We start from the raw sequence: 19,620 nt of genomic DNA on the forward strand, positions 1-19,620 counted from the left end.
AACAAAGATCTACGTAGTTTTTGCCTTATGTCAGATGATGGATTGCGTTTTGGCATCTTAGGGCCGCTGACCGTGCGGGCGAGCGGGCGGGTCGTCCCGCTGGCCGCGGAAAAGCCACGGCAGTTCCTCGCCACACTTCTGCTCAACCCCAACCGGGTGGTGCCGCTGTACACCGTGATTGAGATCCTCTGGCGGGGCCAGCCACCACGCTCTGCGATCGCCAACATCCGCACCTACGCCAGTTCCCTTCGCACCACGCTGGGCGGCATCGACAGGATCATCGGTGACTCGGTTGGCTACCGGCTCCGGGTCAGCCCGCACGAGCTGGACATACTGACCTTCACCGAGCTGACACGGCAGGCGGAGTTGTCCCTTGAGCGGCACCGCCCGAAGGTCGCCCTGGAGCTTTTCCGCCGCGCCGACGACCTGTGGCGCGGCAGTCCGCTGGAAGACCTGTCGCCGCACCCGCAGTGGGCCGCCCAGTTGCAGCATCTCGGCGAGCAGCGCCTGGCGCTGAACGAGAGCCTGGCCGCGCTCGAGCTCGCCGCCCAGATGTACGCTTCTGTGATCGCCCGGGCCCGGAAGTGCCTGGGTGACCATCCGTTCCGCGAGCGAGCGTGGATGCTGCTCATTCTTGCGTTGTACGGCGAGGGCCGCCGTGAAGAAGCGTTGGCCGCGTATGCGGAGTGCCGCCAAGCTTTGCGCGAGGAACTCGGCGTCGAGCCAAATGGGGAACTGCAGATGGTGCAGTTCGGCATCCTGAACGGTGCCCGGGTGCACGCCCTGGTGCTGGAGGTACTGCCGGAGGCCGGTGGCCGGTCATTCTCTGATCTGACATCAAGCTTCAAAGCGCTCCCGCCCGCCCATCCGCTGACGGCGCACGAACTGGCGAACGCGATGGCCGCAGCCGGGCTAGTGGAACGTGTCGAGGAGGACTGTGACGCTCAGCCTTGCTACATGCTGCGGCTGGGATAAGCCCCATCTGTCGGATAAGCGGCATCTCATCCATGCGGGGCAGCGCGGAGGCTAACGTCTCGGGCCCCTCCATCAGGTGACCGCTTCGTGCTGGGCCGTCGGGTCAGAAGATCGAGCAGCCGGTCAGAGAGACGAAGGCCTCGAACGCCGCTGCCGCCGCCACCGAGCTGCCTTTCTGGTCCAGGCCTGGCCCCCATGCGGCCAGGGTGTAGCGGCTGGGCACGATGGCTAGGATGCCGCCGCCGACTCCGCTCTTGCACGGCAGCCCGATCCGGTAGGCGAAGTCTCCGGCGGCGTCGTAGGTGCCGCAGGTCAGCATGATCGCGTTGATCCGCTTGGCGTCCCGCGCGGACAGGATCCGCGAGCCGTCCTGCCGGATGCCGTCGCGGGCCAGGAACAGTGCGGCGCGGGCCAGTTCGTCGCAGTTGAGCATCAGCGCGCATTGGCGGAAGTAGTGGTCGAGCACCTGGTCCACCGGGTTGGTCAGGTTGCCGAAGTCGGCGATGAGGTTGGCCATCGCGGCGTTGCGGAACCCGTTGGTGGCCTCGGAGGTGGCGGTGACGGTGTCCGCCTGCACCTCGGGGTTGCCGGTCTCGGCGCGTAGGAGGGTGCGTACCGCGTCGAAGGCGTCGCCCCGGTCCGTCAGCAACTGGTCGGTGATGACCAGCGCCCCGGCGTTGATGAACGGGTTGCGCGGGATGCCTCGCTCCATCTCCAGTTGGATCAGCGAGTTGAACGGCGTGCCCGCCGGTTCGCGATGGACCCGCTTCCAGATGTCGTCGCTGTCCCGGCTCAGCACCAGTGCCAGGCCGAACACCTTGATGATGCTCTGCAACGAAAAGCGAGTGGTCGCGTCGCCGGCCGAATGCACCTCGCCGTCCACCGTCGCCAACGCGAAGCCGAACTGGTTGGAATCCACCCTGGCAAGATCGGGGATATAGTCCGCGACCTTGCCTCGGCCAATGAACGGCTTGACTGCGGTCCACACGTTCTGTACGACTTCCTTGTCGTTCGCTGCTACTTCCATTTCATCAACAATCTCTAGTAGATTCGGCGCATGAACGAAGGTGTGGGCTTTGATCCCGAGCTGGACCGGCTTGTGGCGGAATTTCAAAAAGATGCTCAGCCACTGTCCGACGTCGTCGGACAAATCAATGAAATACAAGGGGAGGCGGCGAGTGCTGGCGGAAAGGTCCTGGTCCGGGTCGCGCCGTCCGGGGAAGTGCTGCACCTGCGAATCGACCCGCGAGCAATGCGGATGGGCTCCGAAGAACTGGCTGAGGCCATCATGGATGCCGCCCGGCAGGCGATGATGGATGCCGGGCGCAAGGCCATCCGGGTGGCCGGGCCATATCTCGATCTGGAGTAGCCGCGGCCGGGTGGGGCGGCGGTCATCTCTTCGGGATGAACCCGCGCGAGCCTTGGGTCAGGAGTTTCTGGTACATCTCCTCCGCGGTCAGACCGGTTTCGGTGCCGGGTAGTGGGTTGTCGTGGTTCAGCAGGTCCCCGACCACCGCGTAGGAAGTCGATCCGGCCATTCTGGGGATGATGGTTCCGGTGTTCAGCTGCCAGCCGTTGGGCAACGGAACGTTCTTGCCGAGCATCCGCAGCCCTGGCACCTTCTGCATGCCCCAGGCGGTGGCGTCTGCAACGTGGTCGAAGGCCATGTTACGCAGGAAATGGCGGCCGTATTCATGCACGTTGTAGTCCAGTGTCGTCACCTCGTTGCCGCCCAGGTCCCGCTCCAGCCCGGCAGCTTTGTTGATGGCGAAGGGAATCGCCACCTCGCCTGCCGCGTAGGCGAAGCTGTCCGCGAGCGGGTAGGCGAGGAAGGGCAAGATGAACTTGATGGCGAAGGTCTCGCCATACTTCTTGGCCAAGAGCGCCTTTCGGCGCAGGATCGCCCTGAAGATCTTCCAGGTGACGAGCTGGTAGCCGACGGTGAACATCATGTCCGCGATCAGGATCCAGCAGAGCACCTTCAGCGCGTAGTTGGTCAGCTCGATGACCTCGGCGTAGGCACGGCACGCCTGGGCAACTCTTCGGTACTTCAGCGCCGTCGCGAACACCGCCAGGCCGAACTTACCCTCCCAGAACTTGCGGAATTCGGTGTACCCCGGCCCGGAGTTCTCCCTCCATATCTCGGAGGCCCAGGTGTGAGCCTGCTGCTGATGAATATCGATCATGTCGGCGATCAAGTCGAGCAGGTCCGCAGCCTTGCGGATCTGTACTGGATCGCCTTCCAGTTCCCGCACTCCGAGTATCGTCTCGGGATTCAACGCCGCCGCCAGGCCTACGCCGCCCATCAGGCCGAGCGTGACCTTGGTTGCCGCCCCCATCGCCATACGTCGTCTCCCTGTGGGTCAGTCGCGGCGAGCCATGGTGGTCGGCACGGCGATGGAGTCGTCCCTTGAGCTGATCTCGATGAGTTCCTGGACGGCGCCGACGTTGAGCATGTTAACCCAGTCCGCATCCTTGATATTGGTGCTCATTTGTTCCACCATCACGGAAATCGCGGCGTAGGACTCCCGGATGACCTTCACGGCGTCATCCAGGTCGCGATAAACCTCATCGAAGCCGGGATGGCTGTCCCTACCCTTGCGGAAGGCGTGTGCGACTTCGTCGGTGGAGGGGTTTCCAAAATGTGCCTGGAGAGCATAAATCTCGTCCCTGTAGGCCGTTGTAATCAGGTCGAGATAGACGCCCGCTTGGCAGATGTGACCGCTGTTTTCTTCGAGTAGAGAATGATTCGTTTCGAGGGCATGTGATGGATTTGGATCCGACAAGGTTTACTCCCCGACTGCCGCTTGCCTGGCTTCATCCCTATACTGCGTGGGTGCGGGAAAGGCCTTGCTGGCTATTGAGAGGGTCGCTCGGCCTTTCTCGCTGAGGTCGGGTCAGTTCTTCGCCGGTACGTCGGCGTTGTCCCAGACCTGGACGTTGCGTAGTTCGGGCATTCGGTCCTTGGTGAAGACGGGGTCTTCGACGCCTGCTTTGCGTTGTGCCACGTAGTCGGCCAGCAGTTTGAAGGCGGTCTTGGACAGTGGTGCGAGTGCGGCCAGGTTGATCAGTGCCAGGAGTGCCATCATGAGGTCGGCGACGGCCCATACGGTGGCGAAGGAGCCCACGGCCCCGACGAACACCGCGATAAGGACCAGCACGCGGAGTGCTGGCAGGCCTTTGCGGCCGATGAGGAACTCCACGTTGGACTCGCCGTAGTAGTAGTTGCCCAGCACTGAGCTGAACGCCAGCATGAAGATCACCATGGCCAGCGCGACGCCGGCCCACGAGCCGAGGTTGGTCACCAGCGCGGACTGGGTGAGGGTGGCTCCTGTCTGGTCGTTGCCGGCCAGGGTGGGGTTGGCGAAGAGGATGGTGAACGCGGTGATCGAGCAGACCAGGATGGTGTCGAAGAACACTCCGAGTGCCTGCACCAGCCCTTGGTTGACCGGGTGCCGCACGCTGGCCGCGGCGCCCGCGTTGGGGGCCGAGCCCAGCCCGGCCTCGTTGGAGAACAGGCCTCGCCGCACGCCCTGCATGATGGCCGCGCCCAGGCCGCCGGCCGCCATCTCCTGGAGTCCGAACGCGCTGCTGACGATCTGGGTGATCACTGTGGGGAGGTTGTGGATGTTGATGATGACGACGACTGTGCCGAGCAGCAGGTAGGCGATGGCCATGACGGGGACCAGCATGGTCGTTACCGACACCAGCCGGGTCACTCCGCCATAGACCACCAGTGCGGTGAGTGCGACGAGGGCGAGCCCGATGATGATGGACGGTGTGGCCGAGTCGGCGGGTATGTCGAATGCCGACATCATGGTGGCGGTGATGGTGTTGGCCTGCACGGAGTTGAAGGCGAGTGCGAAGGTCAGGGTGATGACCGCCGCGAAGGTCATGCCCATCCATTTGGCGTTGAGGCCGAACTTCATGTAGTAGGCCGGGCCGCCGCGGAAGGAGTCTTTGTCGCGGACTTTGTACAGTTGCGCGAGGGTGGATTCGGCGAACGCCGACGCGGCGCCGATGACCGCCATCACCCACATCCAGAAGACCGCGCCGGGCCCGCCCAGGGTGATGGCGGCGGCCACTCCCGCCACGTTGCCGGTGCCGACCCGGGCCGCCGCGGAGATGGTGAAGGCGCCGAAGGACGACACCGGTTTCCCGCCCTCCCGGTCCGGCGCCGACTTCCGTACCACCGCTCGGAACATCTCCGGGAACATGCGGAACTGCACGCCTTTTGACTGGATGGTGAAGAAAAGTCCTAGGAGGACGACTACGGGAATGAGCAAATATGTCCACAAGCCGTCAGTGATATCGGCGAGCGCAGCATCCATGAAGGAGTCTCTCGTGTGTGAGGGGTTGCCAGCAGCATTGAACTCGAAACCCGCTGGAGGGGTGGATTCGGCATGCTAGCGACCGCCGATACACGAGTGATACATCGCGAAGTTGCAATTATTCTTGCATTGTTGAATGGCTCATCAATGGTCGTGTCCCCGCCGGGCGGAAACGCGGCGGGGACACGATCGGTGACGTATAGAGGTGCGATCGGCGGTCAGGAGGCGGTGCAGGTGTAGGCGCCCGCCGTGGCCGTGTCGCCGCCGGGACGGCCGGCCTGGAAGCCGAAGCTGGTGGAGCCGCCGGCGGCCAGGCTGCCGTTGTAGCCGGCGTTCCGCGCCGTGACGGTCTGCCCGCTGACGCTCAGCGTGGCGTTCCACGAGCCGGTGACGGTGTGCCCGGCGGGCAGCGTGAAGGTGACGGCCCAGCCGCTGATGGCGGAGGAGCCGCCGTTGGTGACGGCGACCTGTGTGACGTAGCCGCCGCCCCACTGGCTCTGGACGGTGCCGGTGGCCGTGCAGCCGCCGCCGGGGCCGCCGCCGGACGACGTGGTGAACGTGGTCGTGGGGGAGTTGCCGGACAGGTTGCCCGCGCCGTCGCGGGCGCGCACGTACACCTGGTACTCCGTCGCGGCGCTGAGCCCGGTCAGCGTGATCGTGTTGGTGGCGGTCCTGCCGAGCAGGGCGTCGGTGCCGCCCTGCTCGCGGTAGACGTCGTAGCCGGCCAGGCCGGAGCCGCCGGAGTCGGTGGCGGCCGTCCAGCGGAGGGTGGCGCCGCTCGCGGTCACGTTCGTGGCCGACGGGGTGCCGGGGGTGGTCGGCGCGGTGGTGTCGTCGCCGGTGCCGCCGCCGAAGAACGTCGCCTCGCGTGAGGTCTGCCCGATGCCGTCGGCGCCGTTGAAGATGCGCTCGCCCCAGGAGGTCAGGCTGGAGGCGTTGAAGTTGTTCACCATGTCGAGGTATTCGACGCCGCCGCCGTTGCCGCTCCACGACCAGCCGATGTAGCCGACGCCGCGCGACCGGGCCTCGGACATGATCGTGTCCTCGTCCGGGTTGCCGTCGGAGTGGTCGTGCCCGAACTCGCCGATCACCAGCGGCAGGCCGGCCGACTGGAAGGCGCCGAGGTAGGCGGTGATCTCGGCGGCCGTGTCGAAGACGCCGTACATGTGGATGGAGAAGACCGTGTTGTCCTGGGGGTCGGCGGCGGCGACGGTCGCGGCGTTGTCACGCATGGTGAACTGCCAGTCCTGGCCCCAGTTGGGCGCGTCCACCATGAGCAGGTGGTCGAAGCCGAGGCCGCGCATCCGGGTGATCGCGTCGGTGGTCGCGCTGGTCCAGGCGGAGACGTTGGAGTTGCCGTAGGGCTCGTTGCCGATGTTGATGACGATGAAGTCTTCGGTCCCGGTGAGCGCGCTCCTGACGCTGCTCCAGTAGTCGACGGCCTGGCTGAGCGTGTACGCGCCGCCCTGCTCGCCGTAGCCGGTCGTGTCGTGGTTTTCGAGCACGCATATTAACCGGTTCTGTCTGCACAGGGAGACGACGTTGGCCACGTCGGTGGCGTCGTTGGGGGTCCATCTGCCGCCGCTCAACACCACCCGGACCGTGTTGGCCCGCAGCGACTTGATGCCGGCGAAGGAGCCGGTCTGGCTGGTGAACCAGGTGTGCGCGTGGCTGACGCCGCGCATGACGAACGGGTTCCCGTTGGCCTCCACGATCCTGGTGCCGCTGACCCGGAGCCCGGTCGCGGCGTGCGCGGGAACGGGGGCGACGATCATCGAGATGAGGAGCGACAGGAACGCCGCGGCCACGAGCCCGAGCCGGTTGGTCATGAGGGTGCCTTTCCGCTGGGGTTAACCGGTTATGTAACCGGCATGGTCTGCGGATCCGGTCCTCGTGTACAGCGGTGGCCGGGAGGCGGCACGCACTCCCGGGCGCGGGGGAAGGGCCCCTACATGGGAAGACGCCGCGCCCGGCCCGGCGCGCGCCGGCGGTCCTGAGCTGAAAGTTTCATCTGAGCGTGGGCAGCCCGGCGGCCAGCGCCATGAGGGCGCGGAGGAGGCTGGGCCGCAGCTGGGGGCAGTGCGCGGCGAGCTCGGGATCCTGGGCGTAGAGCTCGGCCATCGTGGGGGGCGGGTTGGCGGCGGGATAGAGCATGCCGGCCAGCCCCGCGGCGGCGGAGACGAGCTCCATGCCCTCGCGGTCGGTCAGCCCCGTGGCGCGGCCGACCTGCGCGCCCAGGTCGGCGGCCGTGCGCAGCGCCGTGATCTTGAACTCGCGGGCCGCGGCGACCGACACGTTGTGCTCCAGGCTGGTGCTCGAATGGCTGAGCAGGTCGCAGAAGAGCGGCTGGTCGATGATGGTGTCGGCCAGCGCCGCCGCCACGTCGGCCGTGTCGCGGGCCGTGCGCAGCCGGTCGGTGGCCGCGTCCGCCCACCGCTGCCACTCCTCGCAGGCGAGGACGAGGTAGATCTCCTCCCGGGTGCCGAAATAGCGTACGACGTTGGACTTGGCCAGCCCGACCGCCTCCGCGACCGCCCCCAGGCTGACGTTGCGCACGCCGGACGCGGCGGCGAGCTCGCGCGCGGCGGCGAGGATCGCCTCGCGCCGCTGCTGCTTGTGCTCCGGCCGCCTGGCCCGCATGAAGGTCCGCGTCATCGTCGCCCAGCATACGCCTGCTTTAAAGAACGTCGTTCTCTTGTTAACGAAACGTCGTTCTGTTAGCGTCGCCGGGACAACGGTTCCGACGGAAGGAAGCGCGTGACCGAGATACGGATGCGGGTGAACGGCGCCGCCGAGTCCCTCGACGTCGAGCCGTGGGTCAGCCTGCTCGACGCCCTGCGCGACCGGCTCGGCGTCACCGGCCCCAAGAAGGGCTGCGACCAGGGCGCCTGCGGCGCCTGCACGGTGCTCGCCGACGGCGTGCGCATCAACGCCTGCCTGGCCCTGGCCGTCCAGTACGACGGCAAGGAGATCACCACGATCGAGGGCCTGGCGACCGGCGATGACCTGCACCCGATGCAGGCGGCGTTCATCCGGCACGACGGGCTCCAGTGCGGCTACTGCACACCCGGCCAGATCTGCTCGGCGGTCGCCATGCTGGCCGAACACCGCGCGGGCATGCCCAGCGCCGTGACGGAGCGGCCAGGAGAGCTCAGCGAGACCGAGATCAGGGAGCGCATGAGCGGCAACCTGTGCCGCTGCGGCGCCTACAACGGCATCGTCGACGCCATCAAGGACGTCGCGGGTCAGGAGGCACGGTGAAGCCGTTCGCGTACGTCAAGCCCGCCGACGTCACCGGCGCCGTCCGCGCGATCTCCGACGAGCCGGGCGCGAAGTTCCTCGGCGGCGGCACCAACCTGGTCGACCTCATGCGCGAGGGCGTCGAGCAGCCGGACACCGTCGTCGACGTCACCGGCCTGCCCCTCGACACGGTCGGTGAGCTGCCCGGCGGCGTGCTGCGGATCGGCGCGCTGGTGCGCAACAGCACGCTCGCGGCCGACGAGCGGGTGCGCGCCCGCTTCCCGGTGTTGTCACAGGCGCTCCTCTCCGGGGCCTCGGCCCAGCTCCGCAACATGGCGACCGTCGGCGGCAACCTGCTCCAGCGCACCCGCTGCCCCTACTTCTACGACCACGCCGCCGCCTGCAACAAGCGCGAGCCGGGCGGCGGCTGCGACGCGCTCGGCGGGTTCAACCGGTCGCACGCCGTCCTCGGCGTCAGCGGCAGCTGCATCGCCGCGCACCCCTCCGACATGTGCGTGGCGCTGGCCGCGCTCGACGCCGTGATCGAGGTGGAGAGCGTACGCGGGACGCGGCGCATCCCCATGACGGACTTCCACCGGTTGCCCGGTGACACACCGGAGGTCGAGACGGAGCTGGCCCCCGACGAGCTGGTCACGGCGGTGGAGCTGTCGCCCGCCCCGGTCGCGATCCGCTCCCGTTACCGCAAGGTGCGCGACCGGGCGTCGTACGCGTTCGCCCTGGTCTCCGTGGCGGCGGCGCTGGAAGTGCGGGACGGCACGGTGACGGCGGCGCGGCTGGCGCTGGGCGGGCTCGCGGCCAAGCCGTGGCGGGCGCACGAGGCGGAGCGGATCCTGCTCGGCGGGCCGGCGAGCGAGGAGTCCTTCACCCGCGCGGCCGAGGCCGAGCTCGCCGGGGCCGACGTCCGGCCGGGCAACGCGTTCAAGGTCCACCTGGCGCGCGCCACGATCGTGGCCACGCTGCGCGAGCTGAACACCGGAGAGGGCCCGGGAAAGGACAGGGCATGACCACGAAATTCGCCGAGACCGAGCAGCGGCAGGACACCGTCAAGCACGTCGGACGCCCGGTCGACCGGGTCGACGGCCGGGCCAAGACCACCGGCGAGGCCCGCTACGCGGCCGAGCACCGCTATCCGGGAATGGCCCACGCCGCGCTCGTCCACGCCACGATCGCCAGGGGCCGCATCGAGGCCATCGACACCGAGGCCGCGCGGGCCGTGCCCGGCGTCATCGAGGTGCTCACCCACGAGAACGCCCCGCCCATGAAGCCGGCGCCGAAGACCAGCCTGATGAACCCCAGCTCGCTGGCCTCCGGCACGTCGGTCGCCTACCTGGGCACGGACGAGGTGCACTGGAACGGCCAGCCGGTGGCGGTCGTGGTGGCCGAGACGCCCGAGACCGCCAGGCACGCGGCGTCCCTGGTGCGGGTCGCGTACCAAGAGTTGCCCGCCGTGGTGGACTTCGCGGCCGAGGAGTCGAACGCGCAGCCGCAGAAGGGCAACGTGCTGCAGCCGGCCGGCGGCGACAAGGGCGACGCGGTGGCCGCGCTCGCCGCCGCCCCGGTCTCGGTGGACCTGCGCTTCACCACGCCGCCGGAGCACCACAACGCGATGGAGCCGCACGCCACGATCGCCGTGTGGGACGGCGACCACCTGACGGTGCACGAGAGCACGCAGAACATCGCCTGGCTGCGCGCCCACCTTGCGCTGAGGTTCGGCATCCCCGAGCGGGCGATCAGGGTGCTCTCCCCCTACGTGGGCGGCGGGTTCGGCGGCAAGGGCTTCGTGTGGGCGGGCACGCTCCTCGCCGTGCTGGCCGCCCGCGCGACCGCCCGCCCCGTACGGCTCGCCCTCACCAGGGAGGGCGTCTACCGGACGGTGGGCGGCCGCACCCCCACCGTGCAGCGGGTCGCGCTGGGGGCCGGCGCCAACGGTGACCTGACCGCGCTGATCCACACCAGCGTCGCCACGACCGGCCGGATCGGCGGCATGCCGGAAGGGGTGATCTCGTCCTCCCAGCACCTCTACGACGCCGCCACCATCCACCTGCGGCAGCGCATCGTCCAGCTCGATCTGCTCGCCAACACGGCCATGCGCGCCCCCGGCGACTCCGTCGGCTCCTTCGCGCTGGAGTCGGCCATGGACGAGCTGGCCTGCGAGCTGGGCATCGACCCGATCGAGCTGCGCAGGCGCAACGAGCCCGCGCGCAACCCGATGGACGGCAAGCGGTTCACGCACCGGATGTTGCGCGAGGCGTACGAGCTGGGGGCGGAGCGGTTCGGGTGGCGGGAGCGCGACCCCCGGCCGGGCTCCATGCGGGACGGCCGCTGGCTGGTCGGCATGGGGGTCGCCACGGCGTACCACTCGTCGTTGACGATGCCGGCCAGTGTCACAGTGCGGCTCGCTGCGGACGGCACGGTCGTGGTGCGGTGCGCCCTCCAGGAGATCGGCGTCGGCGCGGCCACCGTGCAGGCCCAGATCGCCGCGGACGAGCTGGGCGTTCCGCTGGAAGCGGTACGCGTGGAGATCGGCGACTCCGAGCTGCCCGCCGGGCCGGGGGCGGGCGGGTCGGCGCAGACGGCCAGCGCCGCGGCCGGGGTGCTGGACGCCTGCCGCAAGCTCAAGGAGTCGGCGCTCGCCCTGGCGCGGCGGGCCCCCGACTCGCCGTTGCGCGGGCGCAGGCTGGCCGAGCTGGAGGCCCGCGACGGCGGTCTCCACCACGGCGGGCGCGGCGAGACGTACACGGCGATCCTGGCCCGCGCGGGACGCGACCACCTGGAGGCGGGTGGGGGGACGGGCATGCTGAAGTTCCTGGCGAGGACCCTGAACGAGCGCAGGCGCTGGGTGAAGGGCGCGAGCGGCGCCCACTTCTGCGAGGTGCGCGTCGACCGGGACACCGGAGAGGTACGCGTGTCGCGCTGGCTGGGAGTGTTCGACGTCGGCCGGGTGATCAACGCGAAGACGGCGGCGGCGCAGCTGCGCGGCGGCATCGTGATGGGCATCGGCATGGCGCTGTCGGAGGCGACCCAGGTGGACCCGCGCACCGGCCGCGTCATGAACCCGAGCCTGTCCGAGTACCTCGTGCCCGTGCACGCCGACATCCCCCGCATCGACGTGCAGTGGCTGGACGTGCCCGACCCGACGACGCCTCTGGGGCTGCTCGGGATCGGGGAGGTGGGCATCACCGGGGTCGCCGCCGCGGTCGCGAACGCCGTCAGGCACGCCACCGGCAGGCGGGTCGTCGACCTGCCCATCACCCTCGACAAGCTGCTGGAGGTCCACGGTTCGCCGAGCCGCCCAAGCTAGGCTTCCGTGGAGAAGGAGGCGCCCATGTCCCGCCCGCCCGTCCCGCCGTTCACCGAGGAGAGCGCCCGCGTCAAGGTGCAGGCCGCCGAGGACGCCTGGAACACCCGCGACCCCGAGAAGGTCGCGGGCGCCTACACCGAGGACTCGGTGTGGCGCAACCGCGACGAGTTCGTGACCGGCCGCGACCAGATCGTCGAGTTCCTGCGCCGCAAGTGGGCGAGGGAGCTCGACTACGCGCTGCGCAAGGAGTTGTGGGCGGTGCTGGGCGACCGCATCGCGGTGCGCTTCCAGTACGAGTCGCGCGACGCCACCGGGCAGTGGTGGCGCAGCTACGGCAATGAGCAGTGGGAGTTCGACGCGTCGGGCCTGATGCGGCGCAGGGAGGCCAGCATCAACGACGTACGCATCACGGAGGCCGAGCGGCGCATCTTCGGCCCGCGCGGCGAGGCCGAGCACGGCGTGGACGTCCTGCCGCTCCAGTGAGGGCGCGCCCGCGCAGGTGAGGGCCCGCGCGGGCGAGGCCCGCTCAGGTGAGGTAACGCAGCCACAGGTACGGCGTCGACAGCGCCACGGTCACGAACGTGACGACCAGCCCGTACTTCGTGAACTGCCAGAAGCTGATCGGGGTGCCGTTGCGGGCGGCGATGCCGAGGATGACGACGTTGGCCGCCGCCCCGACGGCCGTCGCGTTGCCGCCCAGGTCGGCGCCGATGGCCAGGGCCCACCACAACACCTGCGCCGACTCGCCGCCGCCCGCGGCCTGGACGAGCTCGGCCACGATGGGGCTCATGGTGGCGACGTACGGGATGTTGTCCACGACGGCCGACAGCACGGCCGAACCCCACAGCAGCACCATCGCCGACAGCGCCAGCCGCCCGCCGGTGGCCTGCGCCGCCGCCTCCGAGACCATCCCGATGACCCCGGTCTCCACCAGGGCCCCGACCATGACGAACAACCCCGCGAAGAACACCAGCGTCGGCCACTCGACCTCGCGGATGGCCTCCTCGGTCGTCACCCGGGTGGCCGCGACCAGCACGCCCGCGCCGAGCAACGCGACCACGGACGGCTCGTAGTGCAGCACGGGATGGAGCACGAACGCCGCCATCACCAGCACCAGCACGGCCAGCGACTGCCGCAGGAGCCGGTGGTCGGCGATGGCCTCCCGCTCGTTCAACGTCATGATCTCCGCGGCCCGCTCGGGGTCGTACGTGAACGCCGAGCTGAACAACCACCGGCACAGCCCGATGAACACCGCCACCAGCACCACGATGAGCGGCGCCATGTGGACGAGGAAGTCGTTGAAGGTCAGGCCGCCGCGGCTGGCGATGATGATGTTCGGCGGGTCGCCGACGAGCGTGGACGCGCCCCCGATGTTCGACGCCAGCGCCTCGGCGATCAGGTAGGGGGCCACGGGCAGCGCCAGCCGCTCGCACACCAGGAACGTCACGGGCGCGATCAGCAGCACGGTGGTCACGTTGTCGAGCAGCGCCGACGCGCACGCCGTGATCACGATCAGCAGCGCCATGAGGCGGAACGGCCGGCCCTTGGCCCGTTTGGCCGCCCAGATGGCCAGGAACTCGAAGACGCCGGTCTGTTTCAGCACCCCGACGATGATCATCATGCCGAGGAGCAGGAAGATCACGTTCCAGTCGATGCCGGAATGTTCGCTGAAGAACGCCGAGCCCGCGTCGGTGGCGTGGATCGCCAGCATGATCGCCGCGCCGCCGAGCGCCGCCGCGACCCGGTGCACCTTCTCGGTGGCGATCAACGTGTACGCGCACAGGAACGCGGCCACCGCCACCCAGGCCGTAACGGTCAAACGAACTCCAGAGTCGGTGACAGGACCGCCGGAGACACACGTTATCAACCCTGATCACAGGGCCCGGCGGAGGCTTCAGCCGAGCACCGGCTCCCGGTGCGGCCCGCCCTTCAGCTCGTGGAAGCCCGGGGTGCCCGCCACCAGCAGCGTGCCGTCCCACAGCCGGCCGGCGTCCTCGCCGCGCGGGACGCGCGACACGACCGGGCCGAAGAACGCGATCCGCCCGCTGCCGCCCGGGCCGTCGCCCGTGCCCGTGACGGCCACGATCGGCGTGCCCACGTGCTCGCCGACCAGGGCGATGCCCTCGGCGTGCGAGGCCCGCACGTCGTCGTCGTAGTCGGTGGACAAGCCGGCTTCGGCCAGCCCGGCCGGGAGCCCCGCGCTCTCCAGCGCCGCGCGCAGGTCGCCGATCCAGTCGCCGCCGTCGCCGGTGGTCCACAGCGCGGTGTAGAACCGGCCCAGCGCCTCCTGGCCGTGATGCCGCCGGACCGCCGCGCACACGCGCACCGGGACCCACAGGTAACCCTCGGGGTCGCCTTCGGGGTCGTCGTCGCGGCCCTCGTTGAGCACGGACAGGCTCATGACGTGCCAGCGCACCTCGACGGGCCGGACCTTCCGCACCTCCAGCAACCAGCGGGAGGTCACCCAGGTGTAGGGGCAGGACGGGTCGAACCAGATGTCGGCGATCACGCGGTAAACCCTAGTTCTTGCCGGCGGGCGGTTCGCCGTCCCCCGGCACGGCAGGCCTGAGATGCGACGGCTCCTTCCCCTCCGGCTTGGGAGGCGGCGGCTCGGGCGGCGGGTCACGGAAGAGCTCGGGTACCGACCGGTAGAGGATCGCGGCGATCGGCACGGCGACGACCGCGCCCGCGATGCCCGCCAGGATGCCGCCGACGGCCAGCACGATGATGATGGCCAGCGGGTGGAAGCGCAGCACCCTGCCGACGATCAGCGGCTGCAGCACGTGGTTCTCGAGCTGCTGCTCCACCACCAGGATGCCGACGAAGATCAGCGCATAGACGGGGCCCCTGGATCCGAGCGTGACCAGCGTCGCGACCGCCCCGGCGAAGAAGATGCCGACGATGGGGACGAAGCTCGCCAGGAAGATCAGCAGGGCGAGCGCCGGCCAGAGCGGAACCCTCATGACCGCCAGCACGATGCCCATGACGATGCCGTGCACCGCCGCCACGGCCACCGTGCCGTGCACGTAATGCGAGAGCGTCGCCCAGGCCGTCCGTCCCGCCCTGTCGACCCGCGGCGCCGCCGTACCGAACCCCTTGAGGAACCAGCCCCAGATCCGGTCGCCGTCCTTCAGCAGGAAGAACGTCACGAACAGCAGCAGCACGATGGAGGCCAGCACTTCGAGCACCACCATGGTGCCCTGGAGCACCGTGGTGGTGATCTGCTGCTGCTGCGCCCTGATCAGGGCCGCGACGTCCTCGACCCACTGGCTGAGCTGGTTGGGCTCCAGGCGCAGCGGGCCGCTGTAGAGCCAGCCCTCCACGGTCTTCGCGGTCTCCTGGACCTGCCTGACCAGGCCGGGGAACTCCTCGTTGCCGCGTACACCGATGATCCAGCCCGTCGCGGCCAGCACGGCGAGCGCGACGAGCATCGTCACCCACGTGGCGTAGATCGGTCGCATGCCCGCCTCGCCCAGGCGCTTGGTCAGCGGGAAGAGCAGCGCCGTGAGCAGCAGCGCGACCGCCACGGGCAGCGCGATGAGGCGCATCGCCGCCACCACGCCGATCAGGTAGTTGGCCACCACGCCGATGAGGATCAGGCACGCGCTCCACGCGGCCATCCTGGCCAGCAGCGGCGGCACCAGCCCCCACAAGGGCTCCCGACCGGGCTTGAGGTTCTTCACACCATCATCTCTGCCCCGAATGGGCGGGACTCCACGGCGAACGGTGATCCGAACCAGGCGGTCAGCAGCCCTCGCGGGTCAGCGTGACGTCGCGCCGCACGTCGGCGTGCGGCAGCAGCCGGACGTCGAAGGCGGACGTCCTGTGCCCGCCGGCGGTGACGGTGATCCTCGCCTTCGGCAGACCGCCTCCCAGCCACTGCTCGTAGCGGCCCTCGGAGCCGGTGCCCACGGTCCACGACTCGCGGTGGCGCTCGACCGTGACCGTCGCCCCCGCCAGCGGGGTCACCGTCCCGTCGCACGCCTTCGAGCGCACCTGGCCGGACAGCCGCGCCCAGTGCCACGGCGCCCGCGCCTCCAGGGTCACGCCGAGGCGCGGCGCCGGGTACGGCGTGTCCTCGTTCACCACCAGGTCCGCCTCGTACGTACCCGGCCTGGAGAGCTCGCGGGCGTCCAGCGTGAGGGTGACCCGGGCGCTGGCGCCGGGAGCGAGCGTGCCGCGCGCCGGCTTCGCGCTCAGCCAGGGAGCGTCCGTGCCGGCCGCGTCGCAACCGTCATGGCCGGGCAGCAACTCCGTGAACGGGGTGACGCGCGGGCCGTCCGCGCCGCCCACCTTGTAGAGGCCGCAGGCGGCGGCGCCCCGGAAGAGGGCGTAGCGGGAGTTCGGCAGCGGCGTCCAGGTGTCGGCGTCGGGGTCGTACGCGAACGCCTCGTTGGTGAGGGTGGTGCCGCCCTTCGTGACCCCGCCGGCGACGACCAGCCTGCCGTTCGCCACCGCGTAGCTGCTGCCCCACAGGTCGAACGGCAGGTCGGCGATCCGGTCCCAGGCGTCGCTGGCCGGGTCGTACACGTAGGAGCGCTGCGTGCCGCGCGGTCCCTCGGCCAGCCCGCCCGCGCAGTAGACCTTGCCGTCCAGGCCGCCGCAGGCCGCCCACGAGATCGGCTCGGGGTAGGGGGCGGCGGTGGTGAAGCGGTCACCCGCCACGTCGTACACCGTGACCTGGGTCGTCGCCGTCTGGCACTCGCCGGCGCAGCCGCCGACGGCGTAGATCCTGCCGTCGAGCACGGCCGAGCCGACCGCGCCCCACGGGTGCGGGTTGTCCGCGCCGGTGCTCCAGCCGTCGGTCGCGGGGTCGTAGATGAGGGTACGCGCGGCCGGCTCGCCCTGCGCGTCCCAGCCGGTGACGACGTAGAACCTGCCGTCCACGAACCCCGAGGCGGCCTTCTGCCGGGCTTCCGGCATGTCCGCTACAGGGGTCCAGGAGGTCGTGATCGGGTCATAGACGTACGAGGCGGGCGTGCCGCCCTCGCCGCGCAGGGAGCCGCCGAAGGAGTACACCTTGCCGTCGTGGAATCCGGCCGCGTTGTCCCTGATCGTGGTCGGGTAGTCGGCCACGCCCGTCCACGGCCCCGCAGCCGCGGCCTGCTCGGTGGCGGCTGGTCCGGGCGCGGCCGTGGTGATCGCGGCAGGGCTGAGGCCGTCCGTCTCGACCCGGCGCACGGGCGCGCCCCGCAGCGCGGGCCCGACGTCCCGACGCGAGTCGGCGAGGTCGTAGGTCAGCGGCGCGGTGCCCCGGTTGGTGAGGGTCAGGCGGGTTCTGACCTTCTGGCCGAGCCTGGCCCGCTCCGAGACGTCGTCCTCCTTGACCGAGAGCCGGCCGGCCTTCAGCGTGAAGTCGGTCCTCGCCACCTCGCCGGCCTTCGCGGTCACGCGGGCTGAGGCCGGCCGGTAACCGCGCTGGGCGGCGGTGAGCAGGCGCTCGCCCGACATGGGCGCGAACACCCAGTAGAAGCCGTCAGGCAGAGCGTCGTCGTCAGGGGTGGGCGCCGTCTCGCTCTCCATCGCCCCGCTCGTGACGGTGGCGGTGTCGACCGGGTCGCCGGTGTTCGCGTCGGTGACGGCGCCGTACACGAGCGTGCCGGGCACCGGCGCGCACACGCCGTTCGCGGCGGCGTAGCCGGGGGCGGCGCAGGCGGCCGCGTCGATCCGCGCGGACAGGTCCAGCGTGACGTCGCCGCCGACCGTGACCTGGCCGGTCACCGGGGCGTAGCCGGGGTGGCGCGGGGTGGCGGTGATCTCGTACGTGCCGTCCAGGGGCAGGTCGAGAACCGCCCGCCCGTCGTCGGGGTCGCCGAACCACGTGCGCCCTGCCCCGGCCACGGTGACCGCCGCGTACACCGGCCAGCCCTGCCCCGACCCGTCCACGACCCGGACCGTCACGCGCCCCGTGGGCGCGGCTGAGAGCCCGACGTCGATGGTCCGCGTCTCGCCGCCGCTCACCTGCACGTCCTTGAGGTCGTGCGTCCGGTAGCCGAAGAACGACAGGCTGACGTCGTAGCCGCCCTCGTCCAGATAGAGCCGGTACGTCCCGTCGGCGGCGGTCGTGGTGTCCAGCGTGCGCGGCCCGGTGGCGGACACCCGCACGCCCGCCACCGGCTCGCCGGTGCGCTCGTCGGTGACCGTGCCGGTCAGCGTGCCGGCCCCCTTTCTCGGCGACGCGCCGACGGCCCGGTAGGCGTCCAGCATGCCCTCGCCGTACACGTTGTTGTCGCCCGCGGTGCCGCCGCAGGTCGTGTCGGCGCGGTCCTGCGCGGTGCGGTCGAGGATGTCCCTGGTCGCGGCGATGTCCCCGGCCAGCTCCGGCGCGGCGGACCACATGAGCGCCACCGCGCCGCTCACGTGCGGCGCGGCCATCGACGTGCCGCTCTGCACCTCGTAGCCGCCGCCGGGAGCGCTGGACCGTACGTTCTGGCCGGGCGCGGCGATGTCCGGCTTGCTGTCGTCGGCCCCTTCCGCGCCGCGCGAGGAGAACCAGGCCACCGCGCCGTTCTGGTCGACGGCTCCGACGGCGTACGACTCCGGGTACTCGCCGGGGGAGTGCTGGGTGCCGCAGTCGGACCCGTCGTTACCCACCGCGAAGGCCGGGAAGATGCCGGCCGCCACCCACTGGCGCACGTAGTCGCGGTACCACTCGTCACCCGGCGCCGAGGACCAGGAGTTGTTGAGGATGTTCGGCCGCTTGGCCGGGTCGGGCGCGGAACCGTCGGCCGCCGTGGGGGCCAGCATCCACTGCGCGGACAGCGCCAGCGTCAGCTCGCCGCACCGGTAGTCCTGGCAGCCCCTCGCCGCGATCCACCGGGCGCCGGGCGCGACGCCGATGCCCCCGGAGCCCACCATGGTCCCCATGGTGTGCGTGCCGTGGCCGTAGGAGTCGCACGGGCCGGGCTCGGCGCACAGGTTCGTGGGGTCGTACCAGTTGTAGTCGTGCGTCCCGCCCGCGCCCCGGTAGGCCCCGGCCAGCGCCGGGTGGGCCACGTCCACGCCCGAGTCGATGTTGCCCACCACGACGCCGTGCCCGTCGCTGCCGTAGTCGCTCCACACCTTGTCGGCGTGGACGGCGGCCACACCCCACTCCACCGCCCCCGCGGCGGCCACGCGCTCGCCCGGCTTCCGCTCGGGCAGCCGGTAGGTGCGCGGCGTCCGTACGCGCTCGACCGCCGGATCCTGCGCCAGCTCACGCGCCAGCGCGGCCGAGCCGCTGTGCACGTAGATCGAGTTGTCGATGAACAGGGAGGTGTACCGCGCCCCCGACCGCTTCAGCAGCTCCCGCGCCCTGGACTGGCTGGACTCCGCGGTCGAGCGCAGCTCGGCCACCACGGCGGCCCCGCGCGCGGTCCAGTCCTTGATCGCCGGGGCCCGTTTCAGCGCTGCCCGTGCCTTGAACTCCACCCAGAACGCGGAGTCCCCACCCGCCAGCCGTCCGGCCAGCTCGGCCTCGACCTTCGTACCGCCAGTGTCGCCGCCAGTGTCGCCGCTCGTGTCACCAGGTGGGTCGCCGGCCCTGTCACCAGGGGGGTCACCAGGCGTGTCGCCGGCCGCCGCCTGGCGGAACGGGGTTCGAGCCGGTTCGGCCTGCGCCTGCGCGGGGACCGTCATCCCGGTCAGGACGAGCAGCGCCGTCATCGCGACCGAGATCGCGGCGGCGGTGCGGCGCGGTGGCCGGGCGGGAAAGACGTGCTGTCGCAACGGGGAGCCTCCACTCGCGGCGCCCGGCCATCGATGTCGACGAGC

The 19,620-nt window shown here is 70.3% G+C and carries 16 protein-coding genes; 6 read left to right on the forward strand and 10 right to left on the reverse strand.

The annotated features are described in order from the left end of the window. Positions 1-27 precede the first annotated feature (27 nt). Positions 28-975 (forward strand): AfsR/SARP family transcriptional regulator, encoded by a 948-nt coding sequence (locus tag ACTWPV_RS13900; RefSeq protein ID WP_443152048.1) that lies wholly within the window; start codon positions 28-30, stop codon positions 973-975. 103 nt (positions 976-1,078) lie between these two features. On the opposite strand, the gene ACTWPV_RS13905 is transcribed toward ACTWPV_RS13900, so the two are convergent. Beyond that, positions 1,079-2,002: a glutaminase gene (locus tag ACTWPV_RS13905; protein WP_443152443.1), complete on the reverse strand. Its 924-nt coding sequence runs from the start codon at positions 2,000-2,002 to the stop codon at positions 1,079-1,081. A 30-nt stretch (positions 2,003-2,032) separates the two neighbouring features. Here ACTWPV_RS13905 and ACTWPV_RS13910 point away from each other — a divergent pair, with 30 nt between their 5' ends. Next, complete coding sequence (locus ACTWPV_RS13910; RefSeq protein WP_443152049.1) at positions 2,033-2,344, forward strand: YbaB/EbfC family nucleoid-associated protein; 312 nt, start codon at positions 2,033-2,035, stop codon at positions 2,342-2,344. A gap of 22 nt (positions 2,345-2,366) precedes the next feature. Here the strand turns inward: ACTWPV_RS13910 and ACTWPV_RS13915 are convergent, their stop codons facing one another. The 5 genes from ACTWPV_RS13915 to ACTWPV_RS13935 form a co-directional block, all read right to left on the reverse strand. Beyond that, positions 2,367-3,320, reverse strand: coding sequence for a hypothetical protein (locus ACTWPV_RS13915; protein WP_443152050.1), 954 nt, complete (start codon positions 3,318-3,320; stop codon positions 2,367-2,369). An 18-nt stretch (positions 3,321-3,338) separates the two neighbouring features. Continuing rightward, positions 3,339-3,761, reverse strand: a complete 423-nt coding sequence (locus tag ACTWPV_RS13920) for a hypothetical protein (protein WP_443152051.1) — start codon at positions 3,759-3,761, stop codon at positions 3,339-3,341. A 111-nt stretch (positions 3,762-3,872) separates the two neighbouring features. After that, positions 3,873-5,306, reverse strand: coding sequence for an alanine/glycine:cation symporter family protein (locus ACTWPV_RS13925; RefSeq protein WP_443152052.1), 1,434 nt, complete (start codon positions 5,304-5,306; stop codon positions 3,873-3,875). A gap of 218 nt (positions 5,307-5,524) precedes the next feature. Continuing rightward, on the reverse strand, positions 5,525-7,135 hold the full coding sequence (locus ACTWPV_RS13930; RefSeq protein WP_443152053.1) for a cellulase family glycosylhydrolase: 1,611 nt from the start codon (positions 7,133-7,135) through the stop codon (positions 5,525-5,527). A gap of 178 nt (positions 7,136-7,313) precedes the next feature. Next, complete coding sequence (locus ACTWPV_RS13935; protein WP_347645662.1) at positions 7,314-7,961, reverse strand: TetR/AcrR family transcriptional regulator; 648 nt, start codon at positions 7,959-7,961, stop codon at positions 7,314-7,316. Between the two features lie 117 nt (positions 7,962-8,078). Between ACTWPV_RS13935 and ACTWPV_RS13940 the strand changes: the two genes are divergently transcribed. From ACTWPV_RS13940 to ACTWPV_RS13955, 4 genes are read left to right on the forward strand one after another with little or no spacing between them, the layout of a single operon-like run. Beyond that, a complete protein-coding gene (locus tag ACTWPV_RS13940; RefSeq protein ID WP_443152444.1) occupies positions 8,079-8,567 on the forward strand; it encodes a (2Fe-2S)-binding protein in 489 nt (162 codons plus the stop codon). Continuing rightward, a complete protein-coding gene (locus ACTWPV_RS13945) occupies positions 8,564-9,571 on the forward strand; it encodes an FAD binding domain-containing protein (RefSeq protein ID WP_443152054.1) in 1,008 nt (335 codons plus the stop codon). The genes ACTWPV_RS13940 and ACTWPV_RS13945 overlap by 4 nt, the downstream gene beginning before the upstream one ends. Then, positions 9,568-11,868, forward strand: coding sequence for a xanthine dehydrogenase family protein molybdopterin-binding subunit (locus tag ACTWPV_RS13950; protein WP_443152055.1), 2,301 nt, complete (start codon positions 9,568-9,570; stop codon positions 11,866-11,868). The genes ACTWPV_RS13945 and ACTWPV_RS13950 overlap by 4 nt, the downstream gene beginning before the upstream one ends. Before the next feature lie 24 nt (positions 11,869-11,892). Then, complete coding sequence (locus tag ACTWPV_RS13955; RefSeq protein ID WP_347645665.1) at positions 11,893-12,351, forward strand: nuclear transport factor 2 family protein; 459 nt, start codon at positions 11,893-11,895, stop codon at positions 12,349-12,351. 43 nt (positions 12,352-12,394) lie between these two features. Here the strand turns inward: ACTWPV_RS13955 and ACTWPV_RS13960 are convergent, their stop codons facing one another. The 4 genes from ACTWPV_RS13960 to ACTWPV_RS13975 all read right to left on the reverse strand — a co-directional run bounded on the left by ACTWPV_RS13960 (position 12,395) and on the right by ACTWPV_RS13975 (position 19,575). Further along, positions 12,395-13,687 (reverse strand): ArsB/NhaD family transporter, encoded by a 1,293-nt coding sequence (locus ACTWPV_RS13960; protein ID WP_443152056.1) that lies wholly within the window; start codon positions 13,685-13,687, stop codon positions 12,395-12,397. Between the two features lie 75 nt (positions 13,688-13,762). Next, positions 13,763-14,377 (reverse strand): mycothiol-dependent nitroreductase Rv2466c family protein, encoded by a 615-nt coding sequence (locus tag ACTWPV_RS13965; protein WP_443152057.1) that lies wholly within the window; start codon positions 14,375-14,377, stop codon positions 13,763-13,765. A 10-nt stretch (positions 14,378-14,387) separates the two neighbouring features. Then, a complete protein-coding gene (locus ACTWPV_RS13970) occupies positions 14,388-15,551 on the reverse strand; it encodes an AI-2E family transporter (RefSeq protein WP_443152058.1) in 1,164 nt (387 codons plus the stop codon). A gap of 61 nt (positions 15,552-15,612) precedes the next feature. Further along, a complete protein-coding gene (locus ACTWPV_RS13975) occupies positions 15,613-19,575 on the reverse strand; it encodes a S8 family serine peptidase (RefSeq protein WP_443152059.1) in 3,963 nt (1,320 codons plus the stop codon). Positions 19,576-19,620: the final 45 nt, after the last annotated feature.

It is taken from the genome of Nonomuraea sp. KM88 (genome assembly GCF_052245635.1).
Lineage (GTDB): Bacteria > Actinomycetota > Actinomycetes > Streptosporangiales > Streptosporangiaceae > Nonomuraea.

Coding starts and splice junctions, on each gene's coding strand:
- ACTWPV_RS13940 (WP_443152444.1), top strand. CDS start 8,079: ATGCGGGTGAACGGCGCCGCCGAGTCCCTCGACGTCGAGCCGTGGGTC.
- ACTWPV_RS13930 (WP_443152053.1), bottom strand. CDS start 7,135: ATGACCAACCGGCTCGGGCTCGTGGCCGCGGCGTTCCTGTCGCTCCTC.
- ACTWPV_RS13900 (WP_443152048.1), top strand. CDS start 28: ATGTCAGATGATGGATTGCGTTTTGGCATCTTAGGGCCGCTGACCGTG.
- ACTWPV_RS13935 (WP_347645662.1), bottom strand. CDS start 7,961: ATGACGCGGACCTTCATGCGGGCCAGGCGGCCGGAGCACAAGCAGCAG.
- ACTWPV_RS13925 (WP_443152052.1), bottom strand. CDS start 5,306: ATGGATGCTGCGCTCGCCGATATCACTGACGGCTTGTGGACATATTTG.
- ACTWPV_RS13950 (WP_443152055.1), top strand. CDS start 9,568: ATGACCACGAAATTCGCCGAGACCGAGCAGCGGCAGGACACCGTCAAG.
- ACTWPV_RS13910 (WP_443152049.1), top strand. CDS start 2,033: ATGAACGAAGGTGTGGGCTTTGATCCCGAGCTGGACCGGCTTGTGGCG.
- ACTWPV_RS13955 (WP_347645665.1), top strand. CDS start 11,893: ATGTCCCGCCCGCCCGTCCCGCCGTTCACCGAGGAGAGCGCCCGCGTC.
- ACTWPV_RS13915 (WP_443152050.1), bottom strand. CDS start 3,320: ATGGCGATGGGGGCGGCAACCAAGGTCACGCTCGGCCTGATGGGCGGC.
- ACTWPV_RS13905 (WP_443152443.1), bottom strand. CDS start 2,002: ATGGAAGTAGCAGCGAACGACAAGGAAGTCGTACAGAACGTGTGGACC.